This is a genomic window from Nonomuraea sp. NPDC049758, from assembly GCF_040674635.1.
Taxonomy (GTDB): Bacteria; Actinomycetota; Actinomycetes; order Streptosporangiales; family Streptosporangiaceae; genus Nonomuraea.
Map to the genome: position 1 here is coordinate 137,159 of NZ_JBFAMZ010000008.1, position 21,433 is coordinate 158,591.

The window sequence follows — 21,433 nt, forward strand, 5'->3', positions numbered from 1 at the left end:
GGTGTGGCAACCTTTTCCCTGCTGCATATGGAGGTCGTCATGGGATTCCCCGATCGGGTCGAGCGCACCGTCGAGCTCGCCCATCCGCCAGGCAAGGTGTGGGCGGCGCTCACCACCCCCGAGGGGCTGGCCGCCTGGTTCGGCCAGGAGGCGGCGATCGAGCTGCGTCCCGGCGGGCCGGCGCGGATGAGCTGGAGCGACGGGCACACCGTCGACCTGCGCGTGGAGCGCGTGGAGGAGCCGTCGGTGTTCGGCTTCACCTGGCCGGTCTTCGGCATGCCGGAGGGCGACCCGCGCCGCACGTACGTCGAGTTCACCCTCGAACCGGCCGGCGCGGGCACCCGGCTGACCGTCATCGAGACCGGCTTCGCCCAGTTGCCGGACGACCACCACCGCAAGGCGTACGACGCCCACACCGAGGGGTGGGCGAGCGAGCTGGGCGAGCTGGCCGGGCACCTTGACGCCGCCTGACATCGAGGCGGTCGCCGAGCAGGTCTTCGTCGCCCTGGCCGACCCGAGCCGGCGTGCCGTCCTGGCCGAGCTGGCCGCCCGGGGCCCGGCCACGGCGACCGACCTGGCCGCCCGCCTGCCGATCACCCGGCAGGCGATCGCCAAGCACCTGACGCTGCTGGGCGAGGCCGGTCTGGTCACGGCCGAGCCCGGCGAGCGCCGCCGCGTCCGCTACCGGCTGCGCTCGGCTCCGATGCGGGTGGCCCAGCAGTTCCTGGCCGCGCTGGCCAGCGACTGGGACGGCCGCCTCGACGCCCTGCGCGACCACCTCGACGGCTGACCGTCCGTCCCCTCCCCCGCTCACGCGGCCCGGCGGGGACGGGTGAGCCAGGAGAACGACCCGGCCATCACGAGCGCGACCAGCCCGCCCGCGACCATCGCGGCCGAGACCGAGAAGGCGTCGACGACCGTGCCGCCCACCAGCGCGCCGAGCGCGAAGGTCGCCTGGAACGACGAGGTGAACACGACGGTCGCCGCCTCCGGCGCGCCGGGCGCGGCCCGCAGGAACCACGTCTGGGAGCAGACCGGCACTCCCCCGTAGGCCAGCCCCCACAACACCAGCAGCACGACCGCGCCCGCCGGCGAGGTGCCGGCCAGGGGCAGCAGCAGGGTGGCCGCCGCGATCAGGCCGCCGCAGACCGCGAAGGCCAGGCGGGGTGCGGTGGCCACGGCCCGTCCGGCCAGGAAGTTGCCCGCGATGCCCGCCGCGCCGTAGGCCAGCAGGGCGGCGCTGACGGCGGCCGGGGACAGACGGGTGACGTGCTCCAGGAACGGCGTGACGTAGGTGTAGGTGCCGAAGTGCGCCAGCACGACGAGGAACGTGCCCAGCAGGGCGATCCCGGTGCCGCGGACCCGCAGCAGGTCCAGCAGGACGCGCGCGCCGGTGACCTGGCGGGCGGGCAGCGGCGGCAGCACGCGCAGCAGCGCGACCAGCACGAGGACCGAGAGCCCGGCCAGGACCAGGAACGCCGTCCGCCAGCCCGCCAGGTGGCCGATGAAGGTTCCGGCCGGCACCCCGAGCACCGAGCCCAGCGGCACGGCCGAGAAGATCACCGCCGTCGCGGTGCCCACGGCGGCCGGCGGCACCAGCCGGGACGCCAGCCCCGCCGCGATCGACCAGAAGCCGCCGATGGTGAGCCCGACGAGCACCCGCGAGGCCAGCACCACCCAGTAGGCCCCGGCCACGGCCGCCAGCACGTCGGCGGCGGCCAGCACCGCCATCAGGACGCAGAGCATCACCCGGCGGTCCAGCCGGGCGGTGGCCACGGTCAGGACGGGCGCCGCGACCGCGGCCACGAAGCCCGGCAACGTCATGGTCAGCCCCGCGGTGCCGTCGGTGACGCGGAAGTCGGCGCCGATGGTCGTCAGCAGGCCGATGGGCAGGATCTCGCTGGTGACGATGGCGAAGATGCCGAGGGTGATCGAGGCGACCGCGAGCCAGGAGATCAGCGGCGGGCGCGGCGGGGCGAGGGTGGTGGTGGCCATGGTTCCGTTCCAGGACAGGGGTTGATCTACGGCGAACCAGCCAACCAGCCACGACGCCCCCGGCACCGGCCGATTTCGGACCACACCGTCAACCGCCCCCGGCCCACACCGCCAGCCCTCGGACCCCACCGTCTACCGCCCCGGACCACACCGCCAGCCCTTCGGACCCCACCGTCAGCCGCGCCCCGGCCACGCCGTCAGTCGGCGTGGAGCGCGGTCCGCAGGCCGGCGAGCAGGTCGGGGGTCGCGGCGCCCGGCGTCCTGAGCCGGACCGAGAGCAGCCGCCCGTTCCACCGGGCCGGGACGCGGTACCGGCCGGAGACGGGCAGCCCGAGGTCGTGGCCGAGCCGCAGCCCGGCCCCGCCGTGCTGGAGCGCGACCGGCAGCAGGCCGTCGAACGCCAGGGTGCCCACCACGACCCCGCCCTGCGACAGGTGGAACGCCGAACCCGCGGGGCCCGTGGTGTGGACGACGTCCACGGACTGGCGGCCGGCGGGCAGAGGGCGGTCGGCGGTGAGCTCCAGCGGCTCCCCGGCGCGGGAGAAGGTGAAGGCCAGGCGGCCTCCGGTGACGTACAGGGCGAAGCCGCCGTTCCAGTCGCCCAGCGCGAACAGCACGCCTTCGGGCTCGCGGGCCGCCTCGATCTCGGCCGTCCAGCGGAAGCCGCCGAACAGCAGCGGCAACGACTCGTCGCACACGGGCGAGGCCCCGGGCCGGAACGTGCGGTCGTCGCCGGGCGGCCAGGCCGGCCCGATGAGCGCGCCGAGGCGGGCCACGAGATCGTCGTACAGGGGCAGGACGTTGTTGCGCCCGGCCTCCCGGTCCCACAACCGCCGCAGCTCGGCGACCACCTCCGGATGGCCGGCGGACACGTCGGCCGCCTCGGAGAAGTCGGCCGCCAGGTCGAACAGCGCCCAGTGGTCGGCGTCGAGGTCGCGGCTGCCGGTGAGCAGTTCCTCCTCGTCCAGGACGCCCGTGGACACGTGGTCGGTGGTGACCTTCCAGCGGCCGTGGATGAGGGAGCGCGAGCCCAGCATCTCGAAGTACTGGGTGGTGCGCGGCGCGGGCGCCCCGGGGTCGCCGAAGGTGGCCAGGAAGCTGGCCCCGTCCACCGGCTGCTGCTCGATCCCGTCCACGACGTCGGGCGCCTGGATGCCGATCGCGTCCAGCAGGGTCGGGAACAGGTCGTTGACGTGCACGATCTGGTCGCGCACCGCGCCGCCGCCGCCGATCCCGGCCGGCCAGTGCACGATGAGCGGCGTACGGGTGCCGCCGAGCCAGGTGTAGCGCTTCCACAGCCGCAGCGGCGTGTTCCCGGCCCACGCCCAGCCCCACGCGTAGTGGTTGTAGGTGCGCGGCCCGCCCCAGTCGTCGTGGTGGGCCAGGTTGTCCTGCGGGGACTCGCGGATGCCGGCGGAGAAGCGGTGCTCGTTGACGCTGCCGTCCACGCCGCCCTCGGCGCTGGCGCCGTTGTCGGAGAAGATCACGACGATGGTGTCGTCGAGCCGCCCGGTCTCCTCCAGGTGGGCGATCAGGCGGCCGAGCTGGGCGTCGGCGTGGGTGAGGAAGCCCGCGAAGACCTCCTGCTGGCGGGCGTACAGGCGGCGCCGGTCGGCGGGGAGGCCGTCCCAGGCGGGCACCCAGTCCGGGCGCGGGGTGAGCACGGTGCCGGGCGGGACGACGCCCGTCTCGGTCTGGCGCCGGAAGATCTCCTCCCGCCAGGCGTCCCATCCCTGGTCGAAGCGGCCCCGGTAGGGCTCGCTCCACTCGGGCGGGACGTGGTGCGGGGAGTGCGTGGCGCCGAGGCCGAGGTGGAGGAAGAAGGGTTTGCCGGGGGCGGCGTGGCGCTGGTCGTCGAGGTGCCGGACGGCCTGCGTGACGAGGTCCTCGGTGAGGTGGTAGCCCTCCTCCGGGGTGGCGGGCGGCTCCACGTAGTGGTTGTCCCGGACGAGGTTGGGCGCGTAGTGGTTGGTGTCGCCCTGCAGGAAGCCGTAGTAGCGCTCGAAGCCCTGGCCGAGCGGCCAGTGGCCGAACGGGCCGGCGGCCGAGCGCTCGTAGCGCGGCGTGAGGTGCCACTTGCCGATGGCGATGGTGGAGTAGCCATGGTCGCGCAGGATCCGCGGCAGGGTCGCGGCCGAGCGCGGGATGCGGGCGGTGTAGCCGGGGTGGTCGAGCGGGATGTCGGCGAGGAAGCCCATGCCGACGGCGTGGTGGTTGCGCCCGGTGAGGAAGCAGGCGCGCGACGGCGAGCACAGCGCGGTCACGTGGAACCGGTTGTAGCGCAGGCCGCCGGCCGCGAGCCGGTCGATGTGCGGCGTGTCGATGCCGGAGCCGAAGCAGCCGAGCTGGGCGAAGCCGGTGTCGTCCAGGACGACGGCGAGGACGTTCGGAGCGTGCTCCGGCGGGCGGCCGGCCCGCCGGAAGATCGGTTCTGCGGTCACGGCGAGGCTCCTGCCAGGAGAGGCGTACGGTCTTGGACAGCAGACGGCACGAGAGTAAGACAGGTTGTCTTAATTCGCGACGATACCTCGGTGATCTGGAAAAGGTGGGAATGCAGGCCAAAGAGAAGATTCTCCTGGCGGCCGAGCGGCTCTTCGCCGAGCGCGGCCTCGACGTCTCGCTCCGGGAGATCGCCGTCGCGGCCGGGCAGGGCAACCATTCGGCGGTCCAGTACCACTTCGACGGCAAGGCCGGCCTGATCGACGCCCTGTACGCCCACCGCATGACCCCCCTCAACGAGCGCCGCCGCGAGCTGATCGACGACCTGCGCGCCCGCGGCCTGGAGCAGGACCTTCCCGCCCTGGTCGCGGCGTACCTGGCCCCGCTGGCCGAGCACGTGCTCGCCCACCGGGGCACGAGCTGGTACCTGCGCTTCACCAGCCGTTACGTGTTGTCCGGCGGCTACCGCTCCTGGCCCTACTCCAGCGACCACCATCCCGGGGTCGCCGAGCTGGCCGTCCTGCTGCGGCGGCGGCTGCCCGGCCTGACGCGGGAGCGCCTGCGGGTGCTCAACCTGCACGTCGTCGTGGTGCTGGCCGACCTGGAGCAGCGCCTGTGCGACCCCGCCCTCGACGCCGGGCGGGCCGCGGCGGCCGTCGCCGACCTGCGCGTCACCGCCGAGGCCCTGCTCACCGCCTGACGTCCGGGAGGGCCCGCGCCGCGGCGGAAGGCGTCCCGGCCCACCACGCGAGTCTCCGGGCACGCGGAACGCCCGGGGCGGCCGCCCCGGGCGTTCCGGTCACGCTCAGGCCAGGTCGAACCGGTCGAGGTTCATGACCTTGTCCCACGCCGCGACGAAGTCACGGACGAACTTCTCCTTGGCGTCGTCGCCGGCATAGACCTCGGCGACCGCGCGCAGCTCGGAGTTCGCCCCGAAGACGAGGTCGGCGCGGGTGCCGGTCCACCGCACCTCGCCGGTGGCGGCGTCGCGGGCCTCGAAGACGTTGGCGTCCTCGGTCGAGTGCCACGTCGTGCCCAGGTCGAGCAGGTTGACGAAGAAGTCGTTGGTCAGCGTCCCCGGGGTCGTGGTGAGGACGCCGAGCGTCGACTGCCGGTGGTTGGCGCCCAGCACCCGCAGGCCGCCCACGAGGACGGTCATCTCCGGCGCGCTCAGCGTCAGCAGGTTGGCCCGGTCGAGCAGCAGGTACTCGGCCGGAAGCCGGTTGCCCTTGCCGAGGTAGTTGCGGAACCCGTCGGCGACCGGCTCCAGCGCGGCGAACGACTCCACGTCGGTCTGCTCCTGCGTGGCGTCCGCGCGTCCCGGCGTGAAGGGCACCTGGACGTCGAAGCCGGCCTCCTTGGCGGCCCGCTCGACGCCCGCGCACCCGGCCAGCACGATCAGGTCGGCCAGCGAGACCTGCTTGCCGCCGGTCTGGGCGCCGTTGAACGCCTTCTGGACGCCCTCCAGCGTGCCCAGCACGGTCGCCAGCCGGTCGGGGTCGTTGACCTCCCACGCGCTCTGCGGCTGCAGGCGGATGCGTGCGCCGTCCGCGCCGCCGCGCTTGTCGCTGCCGCGGAAGGAGGACGCCGAGGCCCACGCGGTGGAGACCAGCTCGGACACCGACAGCCCCGTGGCGAGGATCTGCTCCTTGAGCGCGGCGACGTCGGCCGCGTCGACGAGCTCGTGCGTCACCGCGGGCAGCGGGTCCTGCCACAGCAGCGTCTCGGCCGGGACCTCCGGGCCGAGGTAGCGGGCGCGCGGGCCCATGTCGCGGTGGGTGAGCTTGTACCAGGCGCGGGCGAAGGCGTCGGCGAGCTCGTCGGGGTGCTCCAGCCAGCGGCGGGTGATCTGCTCGTAGATCGGGTCCACGCGCAGGGCCAGGTCGGTCGTCAGCATCGTCGGGGCGTGCCGCTTGGCCGGGTCGTGGGCGTCGGGCACGGTGCCGGCGCCGGCGCCGTCCTTCGGCCGCCACTGGTTGGCTCCGGCGGGGCTCTTGAACAGCTCCCACTCGTAGCCGTACAGGATCTCCAGGAAGCTGTTGTCCCAGGTCGTGGGGGTGTTCGTCCAGATGCCCTCAAGGCCGCTGGTGATGGCGTCGCCGCCCTTGCCGGTGCCGAAGGTGTTGCGCCAGCCGAGGCCCATCTGCTCGATCGGGGCGGCCTCGGGGTCGGGGCCGACGTGGTCGGCCGGGCCGGCGCCGTGCGTCTTGCCGAAGGTGTGACCGCCCACGATGAGGGCGGCGGTCTCCTCGTCGTTCATCGCCATGCGGCGGAAGGTCTCGCGGATGTCGCGGGCCGCCGCCAGCGGGTCGGGGTTGCCGTTGGGGCCCTCGGGGTTGACGTAGATGAGGCCCATCTGGACCGCGGCCAGCGGGTTCTCCAGCTCGCGGTCGCCGGTGTAGCGCTGGTCGCCGAGCCAGGTGGACTCGGGGCCCCAGTAGACGTCCTCGTCGGGCTCCCAGGCGTCCACGCGGCCGCCGGCGTAGCCGAAGGTCTTGAAGCCCATCGACTCCAGGGCCACGTTGCCGGTGAGGATCAGCAGGTCGGCCCAGGAGATCTTGCGGCCGTACTTCTTCTTGACCGGCCACAGCAGGCGGCGGGCCTTGTCCAGGTTGCCGTTGTCGGGCCAGCTGTTGAGCGGCGCGAAGCGCTGCTGCCCGGCGCCGGCGCCGCCGCGTCCGTCGCTGATGCGGTACGTGCCCGCGCTGTGCCAGGCCATCCGGATCATGAACGGGCCGTAGTGGCCGAAGTCGGCCGGCCACCAGTCCTGCGAGGTCGTCAGCACCTCGGCGATGTCCCGCTTGACGGCCGCGAGGTCGAGCGTCTTGAACTCCGCGGCGTAGTCGAAGTCCTCGCCGAACGGGTTGGCCACGGCCGGGTTCTTGGCCAGGATCTTGACGTTGAGCCGCTCCGGCCACCACTGGCGGTTGCCGCCGCCCTGGGTCGGGTGCGGGGCGCGCTCGTGCGCGACCGGACAGCCGCCCGAGTCCTCCGACTTGGCGTCTGTGACGATCGCATCATGGTTCTCAGACATGGGAATCCTTCCGGACGAGGCGGAATCTGGGTGCTCAGGAACTGCTGCCGGTGGAGCAGGCGGGGCACAGGCCCCAATAGATGACCTCGGCCTCGTCGATGGCGAAGCCGCGGTCGTCGGAGGCGGTCAGGCAGGGGGCGTGGCCGACGGCGCAGTCGACGTCGGCCACGGCGCCGCAGGACCGGCACACGAGATGGTGGTGGTTGTCCCCGACGCGGCCCTCGTACAGGGCCGAGCTGCCCGGGGGGTCGAGGCGGCGGACGAGCCCCGCGGCGGCCAGCGCGTGGAGGGCGTCGTACACGGCCTGCAACGAGATATGACCCACGCGCTCGCGCACCCCGGAGGCGATCGCCTCGACCCCGAGGTGGTCACCCTCGCGGACGGTCTCGAGCAGCGCGACCCGGGCGGCGGTCACCCGCAGCCCGGCGCCGCGCAGCTCCTCGGCGGTCGTCGGAGCCTTCGATGCGGTCATAGCCGCCAAACCTACCTATACAAACCTGAATGACACAAGAGAACGAACCATCCAAGTTTAGTAATATGTCCGGAAATAGCCCCCTACAGGGGACGTCACCCCAGCTCCGGCCCGCCGCCCTCCAGCAGCCGCCCGCCGGACAGCTCCAGCCTGCGGTCCACCCGGATCTCCGCCAGGAACCGCTCGTCGTGGCTGACCACCACGAACGCCCCCTCGTACGCGCCGAGCGCGCTCTCCAGCTGGCCCACGCTGACCAGGTCGAGGTTGTTGGTCGGCTCGTCCAGCAGCAGCAGCTGGGGCGCCGGCTCCGCGCACAACACGCAGGCCAGCGTGGCGCGCAGCCGTTCGCCGCCCGACAGCACACCTACCCGCAGATGGGCGCGCGCTCCCCGGAACAGGAAGCGGGCCAGCAGGTTCATCCGCTCGGCGGCCGGCATCGCGGGGGCGAAGGCGGCCAGGTTCTCGGCGACGGTGAGGTCGTCGTCGAGCAGGTCGAGCCGCTGCGACAGGTAGGCCACCCGGCCGTCGGCCCGCCTGGCGGTGCCGCCGTCGGGCTCCAGGTCGCCGGTGATCAGGCGCAGCAGCGTGGACTTGCCGGCGCCGTTGGGGCCGGTCAGCGCGATGCGCTCGGGCCCGCGGACGACCAGGTCGATGCCGGGCTCGGCGAACAGGCCGCGGGCCATGAGGTGCTCGCCCTGGAAGACCGTGCGCCCGGCGGGCACGTTGGTGCCCGGCAGTTGCAGGGAGATGCGCTGGTCGTCGCGCAGGGCGCGGCCCGCCTCGTCCAGCCGGGCCTTGGCGTCGCTGACGCGGGCGGCGTGCGTCTGGCCCGCCCGGCCGGCCGACTCCTGGGCGCCGCGCTTCATGTTCCCGGCGAAGATGCGCGGCAGGCCGGCGTTCTTGAGGTTGCGGGCGGCGTTGCCGGCCCTGCGCTCGGCGCGCTCGCGGGCCTGCTGCATCTCCCGCTTCTCGCGCTTGAGCTCCTGCTCGGCCGTGCGCACGTTGCGCTCGGCGGCCTCCTGCCCGGTTCGTACGGCCTCCTCGTAGGCGGTGAAGTCGCCGCCGTAGAAGCGCACCTCGCCCCGGTCGAGCTCGGCGATGCGGTCCATGCGGTCGAGCAGGGCGCGGTCGTGGCTGACCACGAGCAGGCAGCCCTTCCAGTCGCCGAGCACGGCGTGCAGCCGGTTGCGGGCGTCGAGGTCGAGGTTGTTCGTGGGCTCGTCGAGCAGCAGCACGTCAGGACGCCGGAGCAGCTGCGCGGCCAGGCCGAGCGAGACGATCTGCCCGCCGCTCAGCGTGCGCAGGGTGCGGGCGAAGTCGAGGTGGCCGAGCCCGAGCCGGTCGAGCTGGGCACGGGTGCGCTCCTCGATGTCCCAGTCGTTGCCGATGGTGGTGAAGTGCTCCTCGGCGGTGTCGCCCGCCTCGATGGCGTTGAGCGCGGCGATCACCGGGGCGATGCCCAGGACCTCGGCCACGGTCAGGTCGCCGGCCAGCGGCAGGCTCTGCGGCAGGTAGCCGAGCACGCCGTTGACGGACACGCCGCCCGAGCGCGGCCGGTACTCCCCGGCGATCAGCTTGAGCAGCGTGCTCTTGCCGGCGCCGTTGGGGGCGACCAGGCCGGTACGGCCACCGGGCACGCTGAAGGACAGGTCGCTGAAGACGGGGGTGTCGTCAGGCCAGGAGAAGGACAGGTTGGAGCAGACGATGAACGCGTCGGACATGTGAAGAAGACCTCGACGGAGAACGCGGGCATGCCGAAGCCGCCCGGTGAAAGGACAGGGATTCGGGAAACGACGAACGCGGCCACACCGGCGGCGCTCACGCGCTCACGCCGGGGCCGATCAACCTCCGGTATCACCCGGAGATGTCGTCGTCACCTGCCATGTCTGGTCTCCTAGCTGAGAATCACAACCATTTCACACCATAGCAGGCGTCTGCCTCCTGCACGCCCACACCGAGGCCGACCCCCCGTCGCGTCAGTGGGCTCCGGCTGCGCGGAGCAGGGCGGCCACTTGCCTCTGGCCCTTGGAGACGGCGTGGGCGAGCGGCGTGACGCCGTCGCGGTCGGCCAGGTCGACGTCGGCGCCCGCGGCGATGAGCAGCCGCACGACCTCCTGGTGGCGCTCGCCGCCGTCGCCCAGGATGACCGCCTCCAGCAGGCCCGTCCAGCCCAGGTCGTTGACGTGGTCGACGTCGATGCCGGTCTTCAGCACCTCGCGCACGTACTCGACGTGCCCGCGCTCGCAGGCGGGGATGAGGGAGACGCCTCCGTACCGGTTGCGCCTGGTCAGGTCGGGCCCGGCGGGCAGCAGCGCCTTGAGCATCGCCACGCTCCCGGTGACGCCGGTGACCAGCCAGGGGGTGTCCTGCCTGGCGTCCTGGGCGTCGGGGTCGGCGCCCGCCGCGACGAGCACCTTGGCCACCTCGACATGGTCGGCCGCCGCCGCGAGCAGCAGGGCCGTGCGGCGTTGCCCGTCGCGGGCCTCGACGTCGGCCCCGGCGCCGAGCGCGTCCCGGACGGCGGCGGCGTCCCCGCGCACGGCTCCCGCCAGCAGTTCCTCGTCGGCCATTCCCGCTCCCTTCACCTCGCGCCCGCCGCAGGCCGCGAGCATCAGACCGAGTCCCCAGGTCAGGATGGCTCGGCGGTTCATCCCCTCATCCTTCCGTCCGCCCGCCTCCGGCGGCGCGCCGGGGCCGGTCCAGCCGGTCAGCGCAGCTGACCGGCGACCGCCTTGAGGCCCGCCTGGGCGATGGACTCGTCGATGTCGCCGCTGGGGGCGCCGCCGACGCCGATGCCCGCGACGGGGGCGCCGCCCGAGGCGACCGGCACGCCGCCGCCGAGGAAGAGGGTGCCCGGGATGTCGGCGATGGACGGCCCGCCGCCGTTGATGCCCTTGCCCAGCTCGGACGTCGTCCGGCCGAAGGAGACCGCGGTGAACGCCTTGCGCCGGGCCGACTCCTCGGTCTGCGGGCCCGCGCCGTCGCCCTTGAGCACCAGCCGGGTCGCGCCGGACCGGTCGACGATCACGACGGTGACGCGCTGCTTCTGCTTGACGGCCTCCTTCAGGGCGGCGTCGGCGATCTTCAGCGCGGCGTCGGCGGAGAGCGTGCCGGTCTGCACGACGGGCTCGGCCGCGGCGACCCGGGCGACCCGAGCGCCGTGGGCGGCGTCGGCGGCCTGGGCGGGCGAGGTGGCGGCGACGGCGCCGGCCAGCACGGCCAGCCCCGACAGCGAGCCGGCGACCAGGCGAGTACGGATGTTCATGGTTTCTCCAGTTCGTCAGGGCGAAGTCGGACACCTCCAGGTTTCCGGGCGGGCCGCCGCGGGCCATCGGGAGCACGGGCGATCCCCGCGCGCCGAGCGGTCGAGCGCCGGGTCAACCGATCGGTTGATGCGCCGCCGCCCTGGTGGGGGCCATTCTCGGGCACGGGATAGTGTCGAAGGGCGCGGCGACGGGGAGGGCCATGAGGGAGCGCACCTGGCTCAACTGGGCCATGCACGTCGGCTTCTACCTGCTGCTCGCCGCCTCGGCCCTGCGGCTGGTGTCCCGTCACGGCATGAGCGCCCAGACGGCGACGTCGCTGGCCGTCTGCGGCCTGCTCGCGCTGGCCTACGCGGCCGGGATCGTCTGGTGGCACCGGCTGGGCCGTCAGGGGCGGCTGGTCTGGCTGGGCGGCGTGGCGGCGGTGTGGCTGGCGCTGGTGGTGCTGGCGCCGTCGTTCAGCTGGTGCGCGGTCCCCCTGCTCTTCCTGTGCCTGCGGCTGCTCAACGCGCACGGCTTCGCGGTGGCCGCCGCGGCGCTGACCCTGGTGGTGATCGTGGCCCAGCTGGAGATCGCCCGCGAGCTCGACGTCAGCCTGATCCTCGCGCCGGTCGGCATCGCGGCCATGACGGCGGTGATCTTCGGCGAGCTGCAGCGCGAGAGCGCCGCCCGGCAGCTGCTCATCGACGACCTGATCAGCACCCGCGGCACGCTGGCCGACTCCCGTCACCGCACTGGCGTCCTGGAGGAGCGCGAGCGGCTGGCCAGGGAGATCCACGACACCCTCGCCCAGGGCCTGACCAGCATGGGCATCCTGCTCCAGGCCGCCGACCGCATGTGGGCCACCGACCCGGCCCAGGCCCGCGCCCACGTACGGCGGGCCGCCGCGGCCGCCGCCGACAACCTGGCCGAGGCGCGGCGGTTCGTCCGCGACCTCCAGCCGCCCGGCCTGGTGGACGTCACGCTGCCCGAGGCCCTCGCCCGGCTCTGCGCGGACGCCGGCGAGACCGGGCCGCGGGTGCGTTTCCGGCTGGCGGGCGAGGAGTACCCGCTGGCGCCGGAGGTGCAGGCGGCGCTGCTGCGGGTGGCGCAGGCGGCGCTGGCCAACGTCCGCGACCACGCCGCCCCGGCGGCGGGCCCGGCGGCCGGGGTGACGGTCACGGTGACGCTGTCCTACCTCGACGGCGAGGTGACGCTCGACGTGTTCGACGACGGCGTCGGCTTCGCCGAACCGGCCCCCGCTCCCGGCCGCGGCTACGGGTTGCGGGCGATGCGCGACCGGCTGGCGGAGGTGCACGGCGTCCTGGTCGTCGAGAGCGCGCCCGGCGAGGGCACGGCGGTCGCGGCCCGGGTGCCCGCCGCCTGGCCGCCGCGGGCCCTGGACGGCGGTGAGGCATGAGGTTGTTCCTGGTCGACGACCATCCGGTGGTCCGGGCGGGGCTGGTGGCGCTGCTCGGCGGCGAGCCCGACATGGAGATCGTCGGCGAGGCGGCCGACGGCGCCGAGGCGTTGCGCGGCGTCGCCGCCTGCTCCCCCGACGTCGTCCTCATGGACCTGCAGCTCGGCGAGGGCGTCGACGGCGTGGAGGTCACCCGGCGGGTCCGCGAGCTGCCCGCGCCGCCGCAGGTGCTGGTGCTGACGACGTACGAGAGCGACGCCGACATCATGCGGGCCGTCGACGCGGGGGCCATCGGCTACCTGCTCAAGGCCTGCCCGCCGGAGGAGCTGTTCCAGGGCATCCGGGCCGCGGCCAGGGGCGAGAGCGTGTTGTCGGCCAAGGTGGCGACCCGGATGATGCGGCGCATGCGCGAGCCGGGCCCGGCGCTGAGCGCCCGCGAGGTCGAGCTGCTGGAGCTGCTGGCCAGCGGGGCGAGCAACCGGGAGATCGCCCGGCGGCTCTACATCACCGAGGCGACGGTCAAGACCCACCTGGTGCACATCTACGACAAGCTCGGCGTGGACACGCGCACGGCCGCGGTCACGGCCGCGGTCGAGCGGCGTCTCATCCGGCTCCCCTGACCACCGGCCCCCGGACGCAGGGGCCCGTGGGTCAGCGCACGGCGGCCGGAGAGCTCGCGCCGGGGATCAGCCGTCGGGGCGGGCCGCCGCCGACGTCGGCCGCCCACACGTCGCCGTCCTTGGCGTACATGACGGTGCGGTCGTCCAGCCAGGCGGCCTGGTCGTCGATGCTGGCCCGCTCCCCCAGCGGGGTCTCCCGCATCGTGGCCAGGTCCAGCAGGTGCAGCCGCCACGGGCCCGGCGAGACGCGTTTCTTGAACACCAGCCGGGTCCCGTCCGGCGACAGGGACGGGCACTCGGCGTTCTCCCTGAGCGCGCGCGCCCGCCAGGCCCCGAAGTCGCCCTCCACCAGGTACGTCCTGCCCTTGGTCGAGACGGTCGCGTAGAAGCGGTTGTCGTCGGCGGCGAACGTGACCCCCCAGTAGTTGACGTCGGCCGAGTGGTAGCGGCGGCCGTCGAGGTAGAGCGGGATGTCCTCCATGTTGGTGATGAGGTAGCCGGTCCGGGTGTCGAGGATGCCGGTCCAGGTGGAGAAGCCGCCGGTGCTGTAGGAGTCGCCGGTGACGAACACCGTCCAGGAGGCCATCCGGCCGCTGGCCGACACGCGGGCCCGGCTCGGGACGCCGGCCAGGTTGATCCGGCGGGTCTCCTTGAGCGACCGGTCCAGGACGAGCGCCTCGGTCTTCGGCAGCGGGCCGGGCCGGGTGACCAGGCAGAGGGTGGTGCCGTTCGCCGTGTAGAAGCGGTCGCAGGCCCGGGAGCTGACCCGCGGCGGCGCGCCCGGGTCGGCGAGCGGCACGGAGGCGACGCGTCCGCCGCTGCGCACCAGCACCCGGCCCGGCTCGCCGGTGTCGAAGCCCGCGACGGCGGGCCCGGCCTGGCGCGAGGACGCCGCCCAGGTGGCGTACGCGGTCGCGCCGCCCGCCAGCAGGACCACCGCGGCCAGGAGCACGAGCACCCGTCTCATGGACGACCTCCTTGTGATCGCAGCGCCCGCCACGCGATCGCGGACGCCGTCACCAGCCCCGCGGCCATCACCGCCAGCGCCGGCCCCTCCCCCGTCCCCGCCCACAACAGGCCGAACAGGATGGACGACACCATCCGGGCCGTGGCCTGCCCGGTCTGCAGCAGCGCCAGCCCGCCGGTGCGCGCGCTCTCGGGCAGCATCGGCCCGGTCAGGGCCATCAGCACCCCGTCGGTGGCGGCGTAGAACAGGCCGTGCAGCAGCAGCGCGGGCAGCAGCCAGCCCGGGCCCATCAGCACCAGGTAGACCGCGAGCAGCGCCACGTGCCCGGCGACGAACACCGCCGCGCGCCCGAACCGGTCCGCCAGCCGGCCGAGCGGCACGGCGAGCAGCAGGTACGCGCCCGCCGTGCCGAGCGGCAGCAGCGGGAACAGCTCGGGCGCGATCGCCAGCCGCCGCTGCAGCACGAGGTAGACGAACGAGTCGCTGACCGTGACCAGGCCGAGCGCGACCGCCACCAGGCAGGCCCGGCGGAACCCGGGTTCCCGCGTCACCGCCGCCCGCAGCCGGACGCGGATGGTCAGCGGGCCGCGCCGGTCCCGTACGTACAGGACCAGCAGCAGCACGGCCAGCGCGGCCACGCAGAAGCTCGTCACGAACACCGCGTCGTAGGCGCCGGCCGTCGCCGTCAGCACCGCGAAGGCGGCCAGCGGCCCGAGGAAGGCGCCCACGGTGTCCATCGCCCGGTGCACCCCGAACGCGCCGCCCAGCCGGTCGGGCGGGGCGCTCAGGGTGATGAGGGCGTCCCGGGGCGCGGTGCGCAGCCCCTTGCCGGTGCGGTCGGCGGCCAGCACCAGGCCGAGCGCGGCGGCCGACCCGCCGGCCGCGAGCAGGCCCAGCTTGCAGACGGCCGAGAGCCCGTACCCGAGCCCGGCGACCAGCTTGCGGCGGCTCCACCGGTCGGCGGCGTGCCCGCCGGCCAGCCTGACCAGCGCGGTGACGCCGAAGTACAGGCCGTCCAGCAGGCCGAACTGCACCAGGCTGAGCCCGAGCGTGCCCACCAGGTACAGCGGCAGCACCGCGGTGACCATCTCCGACGAGACGTCCGTGACCAGGCTGACCAGGCCGAGCGCCACCACGTTGGCGGGCACCGCCCTGGTCAGCCGGGTGCCGAGGAGCGAGATGTACATCTAGTGGCAGGAGTAGGTCGGGCTGCTGTCCTTGACCGAGCCGTCGGTCCCGATCAGCTGCCAGCCGAACGTGCTGCCGGTGAAGGTCAGCTTCAGCACGCCGAACGTGCCGCTCAGCCGCTTCTGGCTGTTCGGCTGCACGTTCTCGATCTGGTACGGCGACGCGCCGCCCATCCCGCCGAGCACCTCGACGATGCCCTTCGCGGTGTCGGCCTGGGCGCTGGGGTTCTGCGGCCCGAACCGCTCGTAGTGGTGGTCGTGCCCGTTGAGCACGAACTCGGCGCCGGCCGCGTACAGGGCCTGCCACACGGGCTTGGAGACGGGGTCGTTGCCGTGCTCGCCGGAGCTGAACAGCGGGTGGTGCCAGTACGCCGCCACGCACGGCTTGGTGGTCGCGGCGAGGTCGCTCTTGAGCCAGGTGAGCTGGGCGGACTGGTCGAAGTGGTTGGAGTCGAGCGCGACGAAGTGCCAGTTGCCCCGGTCGTAGCTGTAGTAGCTCTTGCCCTGCGGGAAGGCGATGGCGCCGAAGTACGACTTGTACCCGGCTTCCGATCCGGCCGGGTCGTAGGTCTCGTGGTTGCCGGGGACCGGGTGGGTCTTGGCCTTGAACCTGCCCCACGTCTTGTCGTAGTAGTTGCGGAAGTCCGACAGCAGGGCGTCGTCGTACTGGTTGTCGCCCATGGTGATGACGAACTCGGGGTTCATCGACTCGACCAGGGCGGCCGTCTTCGGGTGCACGCAGGAGGAGGAGCTCGCGGTGCACTGCTCGGCGATGTCACCGGCGGCGGCCACGACGAACGTGTCGCCCGGCGGGTCGGTGGGCTGGGTGCCGCCGCCGTAGACCTGCATCTCCCACAGGGAGTAGCCGTAGTCGGTGCCGCGCGCGGTCCCGTACATGCGGACGTAGCGGCCGGTGGCGGTCAGGGTGAGGTCGTCCACGCCGCCGTCGCCGGTGGTGGTGGAGTAGACGTCGGTCCAGGCGCTCCCGTCCGGGGAGGTCTGGATCTTGTACGACGTGGCGTAGGCGTCCTCCCAGGTCAGCTTGACCCTGCTGATCTGCTGGGCGGCGCCGAGGTCGACGCGCAGCCATTCGGGGTCGTGGCCTTCGGCCGAGGCCCACCGGGTGGCGGCGAGGTCGCCGTCGAAGGCCTTGGCGGCGGCGTAGGAGGTGGCTTCCTTGGAGGAGGAGGTGGCGGGTTTGCCCTGTGACAGCAGCGTCTCGGCGGTGCCGGCCGAGGCGTTGGCGGCCACGAGCAGGCCGGCCAGCAGGCCGATCACGGCCATGACGGCCAGGCGGACTCTGGACATGGCGATTCTCCTGGGGGTGAGAGATCGGAGCACGGTCCGGTGGGCGGCCGGGGCAGGAGGTCTTTCGCTGAGCGCGTCACATCCTGGGGAAGGAAGCCGCGCCGAGCCGCTTACCGGGATCGTGGCGCAGGGCGCTGAGGGCTGTCAATGAAGTTAGGAAGGTTTCTTAACCCCGTTGGGCGGGGTTCACCTGGGCGGCGCGCGGCACGTCGAGGGCGCCGCCCGGTGGCCGGGCGGCTGGTCCTGAACGAACCGTCAGCCCGGGGTCACCGGGATGTTCGTCAGCCCGCGGGTGGCGCCGGTGACGGTGTTGGAGGAGCGCACGACGTTGGGATCGGCCGCGCACTTCGACGTCGAGGTGATCTTGATGGCGTACCCGCCGACGCCGCCGAGATCGGACCGGTTGCCGCGCCAGACGTTCCCGCAACCGTTGAGGAAGGACGGCGTCGTGGCCGGATTGTGCGTCTCGTAGCCGTTGGCGAAGGTGCCGGGCGGGGCGAACGTGCCGGTGTTGTTCTCGATGGTGTAGCCGGAGCCCTTGACGTCCACCCAGGAGTCGGCGGAGTTCTGGCCGCTGACGCCGGTGCCGTCGAAGGTGTTGCCGCTGATCAGGCCGCCGCTGGTGCCCTCCTTGACGTCGATGTGCTCGGCGGCGACGTACGGGCCGATGGTGTTCCCGATGACCTGGACGCGGTCCGAGCGGTCCGCGCCGCCGGTGTTGCCGTGGCAGCCCCAGTTGGAGCCGGCCGAGCCGAGGTAGACGCCCTCGCCGTACCCGGGCTGGACGAGGCCGGTGTGGGTGATGCGGGAGTCGCGCAGCACGCCGTCGGACGAGCTGCGCCGGAAGTGCACGCCCTCGTCCTCGACGTGGTGCACGTACACGCCGTCGATGACCACGTGCGGGGAGGCGTCCAGGACGACGCCCTTCTTGGAGTCCTTGACGGTGAACCCGGTGAGCCGCCAGTACGGCGCCTCGTACAGCCACAGCCCGTAGCCGGAGTCCCAGCCGCCGCCGGGCATGGGGCAGGACGGTGCGGCGCCGGAGGGACCGTCGTTGACCAGGACGGCGTCCGCCGGTCCGGTCAGCGTGATCGGGGCGGCGGACGTTCCGGGGCGCCGGGCGACGAAGGCGCCGTGGTACTCGCCGGACGCGAGCCTGATGGTCTGGCCGGGAACCGCCGCGGCCAGCGCCCCGGCGAGCTGGGCCGCCGTGGCCACCTCGACCACCGCGGCCCTCGCGGTCTTCTCGCCCGCTTCGGCCACTTCGGCACCGACCACCGCTCCGGCAGGTGGCATCGCGGCGGCCGGAGCGGCGAGCAGGAGTGGCAGCAGGCCGGTCAGCAGGGCCCGTCTCATGGGGGTTCCTCCCTTCGGGGGGCCGTGCCCGCGGACGGCGTCCGCGGGCACGGCTCGGGTTCCGCCGCCGGTCAGGGCACCCAGTGGTTGCCGGTCACCGTGATCATGACCTGGAGCTGGATGCTGGCCGAGTAGTAGCTGCTCGCGTCGATCGGGGTGCCGAGCATCTTGTTCCAGAGCGCGTCGAGCCAGGACTGGCTGCCGGAGTCCGTCATCGCCGCCACCGCGAACGGGGCGAAGAAGGCGGCCTCGCTGCCGCTGGAGATCTGCGTGCCGTTCAGCTTGTAGCCGATGGCGATCTTGCCGGGGTCGCCGCCGGTCTTGCTCCTGATCCAGGAGTTGAGCTTCCTGGCCGAGGCGAGCGACTTGGCGTCGCCGCTGGTCACGGCGTCGTCGGCGATGCGCCACGGGGTGCGGCAGGCGTTCCACCAGTACTGGCCGTCGTTCGGGTCCTCCAGCACCTGGCCGGGGGCCGGCTTGGCGGTGGTGTTGGTGTTGACCACGAAGTCCGGCAGCAGGCCGGTGGCCGAGGCGTAGTTGTTCTGGAGGGTGGTGATCAGGTTCTGGTGAGCGGTCCTGATCGTGTCCCAGGCGCTGTTGCCGGTCGCCTTCCTGAAGGCCCTGAAGTGGTCGACCATCCAGTCGGAGGTGCGGGTGATGTAGTAGTACTGGTCGCCCGAGCTGCTCCAGTCGCCCAGCTTGAGCAGGTTCGTGGACGGGTTGATCTCGTCCTTCTTGATGGCGTTGATGTGCTTGACCGCCAGGTCGAGGTAGTTGTACGTGCCCGCGCTGCCCCACTGCCGGTGGGCCAGGAGCAGGCCGTAGGCGACGTCCATGTCGCCGTCGGTGGCGCCGTCGCTGCCGTCGACGCTCTTGCAGGCGGTGTCCTGCTCGGCGGCCAGCAGGTCGGGGTTGATGGACGACGGGTGGGCGAGCATCCACTTGACCATGCCGTCGAAGATCTTCTTGGCGTCGGGGTCGGCCCCGGCCATGGTCGCGACGATCACCATGCCGTAGCCCTGGGCCTCGGCCACGTACGGGTGGTCGGCGTCCGGGGAGATGACCTCGTACCAGCCGTTGCCGCAGTTCTGCCGGACGAAGGCGGCCTTCCACCGCTTGTAGTAGTCGACCACCCGCGCGTCCAGCGTGGCCTGGTCGCCGGAGGGACGCAGCATGCCCGCCGCGTACGGGATGGTGTGGCTGCCGAAGGGCACCGCGGGACCGCCCCCGCTGCCCGGCTGGGTGGTGGCCGTGACGGCACCGCCGGCCGCCGACTGGTTGCCCGCCGCGTCGCGCGCCTTGACCGTGTAGCTGTAGGCGGTGGCGGGGGTCAGGCCGGTGTCGGTGTACGTGGTGCCCGCCACGGTGGTCACCAGGGTCGAGCCCCGGTAGACGAGGTAGCCGGTGACGCCCACGTCGTCGGTGGCGGCGTCCCAGGCCAGGGAGACGCTGGTGGAGGTGGTGCCGGTCGCGCGCAGGTTGCCCGGGACGGTGGGCGGGGTGGTGTCGGTTCCGCCGCCGCCGCTGCCGTAGACCTCCAGCTCGTAGAGCGAGTAGCCGTACGTCGTGCCGCGGGCGGTGCCGTACATGCGCACGTACCGGCCGCTGCCGCTGACCGTCAGGTCGTCGGTCGCGCCGTTGCCGGAGGTGGTGGAGTAGACGTCGGTCCAGGTGGCGCCGTCCGGCGAGGTCTGGATCTTGTACGACTTGCCGTAGGCCGCCTCCCAGGTCAGCTTGACCCTGGAGACGTTGTACGTGTCGCCGAGGTCGACCCTGATCCATTCGGGGTCGTGGCCCTCGACGCTGGCCCAGCGGGTGGAGGCGTTGCCGTCCACCGCCTTGGCCGCCTCGAAGCCGCTGCCCTCGACCGAGGAGGCGGTGGCCGGTTTGCCGCCTGACAGGAGCGTGTCGGCGCTGGAACCGGCCGCGGCGGTGGCCGGCGGCGCCAGGGGCGCGGCCGTCATCAGGGCCGCGACCAGGGCCGTGACGAGCAGCGACGACCGCCGGGGGCGCCGCTCAGAACGTCTGATCATGCGTTGATCCTTCGGATAGGGGGTGCCATAGGGCCATCCGCAGGTGGACCGTGATCGGTGAACAGGCGTTAGGAAAGTTTCCTAACCCTCACAGCGGACGGTAAACAAGAACACCCTCATCCGCAACCCTTCCCCTCAAACCAACCCCGCCGTTCACCTCCCCGACACGAACACACCACCCAAAAACCAGACAAACCCCACGCCTGGACGGAACCTGCCTTCAGGAGCCGCGGGTGACGGTGAAGACGGGCCACCCCCGCCGGCTGGCGATCTCGTGGTGGCCGAGCCCGTCCGCCGGCCCCTCGGCGATGCTCTGCCGGGCCAGCCTGCCTCCGGACATCGCCCCCGCCGCCCTGATGCACGCCGGCGTCGGCCTCCACCCCCGAACGGCCGCCGCCCCGACCGCACCGGAGGCGGCGGGCGGCCCAGTACCGCTCGCGCCCCGGCCGCACAAGGAACGGCAGGCGGGCCGGTACGGCTCACGACCCGGCCGCACAAGGAACGGCAGGCGGGCCGGTACGGCTCACGACCCGGCCGCACAAGGAACGGCGGGCGGGCCGGTACGGTTCGCGCGGCGGCCGTGGCCGGCGGGACGCGGCCGGCGCCGCCCGGACGGCGCATGCGTCCGGGCGGCGCATGCGTCCGGGCGGTGCGTGGCGTCAGAGGCGCTCGAGGAGCTTGCGGAGCTGGGCCACCTCGGCCTGCTGCGTGCTCTCGACGGCCTTGGCCAGCTCCTTGGCCTGCGGGTTCACCCCGCTCGCCTGCTCGGTACGGGCCATCTCGATCGCTCCCTCGTGATGGGCGATCATCTGCTCGGCGAAGAGCCGGTCGAAGGCGGCCCCCTTGGCCCCGTCGAGCTTCTTCATGTCCTCGGCGGACATGATCCCGGGCATGTCATGCCCCATGCCCCCGGACGGGACGGGCTTGCCCCACTCGGTCAGCCAGCCCTTCATGGTCTGGATCTCCGGGTCCTGGGCGGCCTTGATGTCGGCCGCGAGCTTCTTGATCTCGGGGTCCTTCGCCCGCTGCGCAGCGAGGTCGGCCATCTCGACCGCCTGCTGGTGGTGCGGGATCATCATCTGGGCGAACATGACGTCCGCGTCGTTGAACGACTGCTGCGACGGCTGCGCGCCGGCGCTCTCGGTGGCGCTCTCAGTGGCGCTCGCGGTCGCGGCCTCGGGCGCGGCCGTGGAGGCGGTGTCGTTCGCGCCGCACGCGGTGAGCAGGACGAGCGCGCCTGCGGCGGCGGCGAGGCCGAACTTGCGGTTGGTGGACATGCTGATGTGCTCTCTCGTTCGCTGGAACTGCGGGTAGGCCGATGCGCGCGGATCGCCGTCGAGGGCGTCCGGGCGAAGGGCCG

The 21,433-nt window shown here is 73.1% G+C and carries 18 protein-coding genes; 5 read left to right on the forward strand and 13 right to left on the reverse strand.

Annotated elements, in window-relative coordinates; all coding sequences use genetic code 11:
* The first annotated feature begins 39 nt into the window (after positions 1–39).
* Both AB0J46_RS22560 and AB0J46_RS22565 read left to right on the forward strand, forming a co-directional pair.
* Entirely contained in the window at positions 40–471 is a 432-nt protein-coding gene (locus AB0J46_RS22560) for an SRPBCC domain-containing protein (protein ID WP_364335004.1), read from the forward strand.
* A complete protein-coding gene (locus AB0J46_RS22565; RefSeq protein WP_364335006.1) occupies positions 458–790 on the forward strand; it encodes a metalloregulator ArsR/SmtB family transcription factor in 333 nt (110 codons plus the stop codon). The genes AB0J46_RS22560 and AB0J46_RS22565 overlap by 14 nt, the downstream gene beginning before the upstream one ends.
* A 20-nt stretch (positions 791–810) precedes the next feature.
* Here the strand turns inward: AB0J46_RS22565 and AB0J46_RS22570 are convergent, their stop codons facing one another.
* Entirely contained in the window at positions 811–1,995 is a 1,185-nt protein-coding gene (locus AB0J46_RS22570; RefSeq protein WP_364335008.1) for an MFS transporter, read from the reverse strand.
* Between the two features lie 197 nt (positions 1,996–2,192).
* Positions 2,193–4,436: an arylsulfatase gene (locus AB0J46_RS22575; protein ID WP_364335010.1), complete on the reverse strand. Its 2,244-nt coding sequence runs from the start codon at positions 4,434–4,436 to the stop codon at positions 2,193–2,195.
* A gap of 110 nt (positions 4,437–4,546) precedes the next feature.
* Here AB0J46_RS22575 and AB0J46_RS22580 point away from each other — a divergent pair, with 110 nt between their 5' ends.
* Positions 4,547–5,134, forward strand: coding sequence for a TetR family transcriptional regulator (locus tag AB0J46_RS22580; RefSeq protein ID WP_364335012.1), 588 nt, complete (start codon positions 4,547–4,549; stop codon positions 5,132–5,134).
* Between the two features lie 105 nt (positions 5,135–5,239).
* On the opposite strand, the gene katG is transcribed toward AB0J46_RS22580, so the two are convergent.
* From katG to AB0J46_RS22605, 5 genes are all read right to left on the reverse strand, one after another.
* Positions 5,240–7,468 carry a catalase/peroxidase HPI gene (gene katG / locus AB0J46_RS22585; protein WP_364335014.1) on the reverse strand — a complete coding sequence of 743 codons (2,229 nt, stop codon included), beginning with the start codon at positions 7,466–7,468 and terminating at the stop codon, positions 5,240–5,242.
* Positions 7,469–7,502: 34 nt separating this feature from the next.
* Positions 7,503–7,940, reverse strand: coding sequence for a Fur family transcriptional regulator (locus tag AB0J46_RS22590; protein ID WP_352327424.1), 438 nt, complete (start codon positions 7,938–7,940; stop codon positions 7,503–7,505).
* Positions 7,941–8,035: 95 nt separating this feature from the next.
* Positions 8,036–9,661 (reverse strand): ABC-F family ATP-binding cassette domain-containing protein, encoded by a 1,626-nt coding sequence (locus tag AB0J46_RS22595; protein WP_364335016.1) that lies wholly within the window; start codon positions 9,659–9,661, stop codon positions 8,036–8,038.
* A gap of 255 nt (positions 9,662–9,916) precedes the next feature.
* Positions 9,917–10,591, reverse strand: a complete 675-nt coding sequence (locus tag AB0J46_RS22600; protein ID WP_364335018.1) for an ankyrin repeat domain-containing protein — start codon at positions 10,589–10,591, stop codon at positions 9,917–9,919.
* Positions 10,592–10,647: 56 nt separating this feature from the next.
* Positions 10,648–11,205, reverse strand: coding sequence for a heme-binding protein (locus tag AB0J46_RS22605; protein WP_364335020.1), 558 nt, complete (start codon positions 11,203–11,205; stop codon positions 10,648–10,650).
* Positions 11,206–11,405: 200 nt separating this feature from the next.
* Here AB0J46_RS22605 and AB0J46_RS22610 point away from each other — a divergent pair, with 200 nt between their 5' ends.
* Entirely contained in the window at positions 11,406–12,602 is a 1,197-nt protein-coding gene (locus AB0J46_RS22610; RefSeq protein ID WP_364335022.1) for a histidine kinase, read from the forward strand.
* Positions 12,599–13,222, forward strand: a complete 624-nt coding sequence (locus tag AB0J46_RS22615; RefSeq protein ID WP_364335024.1) for a response regulator transcription factor — start codon at positions 12,599–12,601, stop codon at positions 13,220–13,222. Before AB0J46_RS22610 ends, AB0J46_RS22615 begins: the two co-directional genes overlap by 4 nt.
* 31 nt (positions 13,223–13,253) lie before the next feature.
* Here AB0J46_RS22615 and AB0J46_RS22620 read toward each other — a convergent pair whose 3' ends face one another.
* The 6 genes from AB0J46_RS22620 to AB0J46_RS22645 all read right to left on the reverse strand — a co-directional run bounded on the left by AB0J46_RS22620 (position 13,254) and on the right by AB0J46_RS22645 (position 21,350).
* Positions 13,254–14,189: a hypothetical protein gene (locus tag AB0J46_RS22620; RefSeq protein WP_364335026.1), complete on the reverse strand. Its 936-nt coding sequence runs from the start codon at positions 14,187–14,189 to the stop codon at positions 13,254–13,256.
* Positions 14,186–15,376, reverse strand: a complete 1,191-nt coding sequence (locus AB0J46_RS22625; protein ID WP_364335028.1) for an MFS transporter — start codon at positions 15,374–15,376, stop codon at positions 14,186–14,188. Before AB0J46_RS22625 ends, AB0J46_RS22620 begins: the two co-directional genes overlap by 4 nt.
* Positions 15,377–16,684, reverse strand: coding sequence for a discoidin domain-containing protein (locus AB0J46_RS22630; RefSeq protein ID WP_364335030.1), 1,308 nt, complete (start codon positions 16,682–16,684; stop codon positions 15,377–15,379).
* A gap of 255 nt (positions 16,685–16,939) precedes the next feature.
* Positions 16,940–18,040, reverse strand: coding sequence for a right-handed parallel beta-helix repeat-containing protein (locus AB0J46_RS22635; protein ID WP_364335032.1), 1,101 nt, complete (start codon positions 18,038–18,040; stop codon positions 16,940–16,942).
* 71 nt (positions 18,041–18,111) lie between these two features.
* Entirely contained in the window at positions 18,112–20,073 is a 1,962-nt protein-coding gene (locus AB0J46_RS22640) for a glycosyl hydrolase family 8 (protein WP_364335034.1), read from the reverse strand.
* Between the two features lie 659 nt (positions 20,074–20,732).
* Positions 20,733–21,350 (reverse strand): DUF305 domain-containing protein, encoded by a 618-nt coding sequence (locus AB0J46_RS22645; RefSeq protein ID WP_364335036.1) that lies wholly within the window; start codon positions 21,348–21,350, stop codon positions 20,733–20,735.
* Positions 21,351–21,433 lie beyond the last annotated feature (83 nt).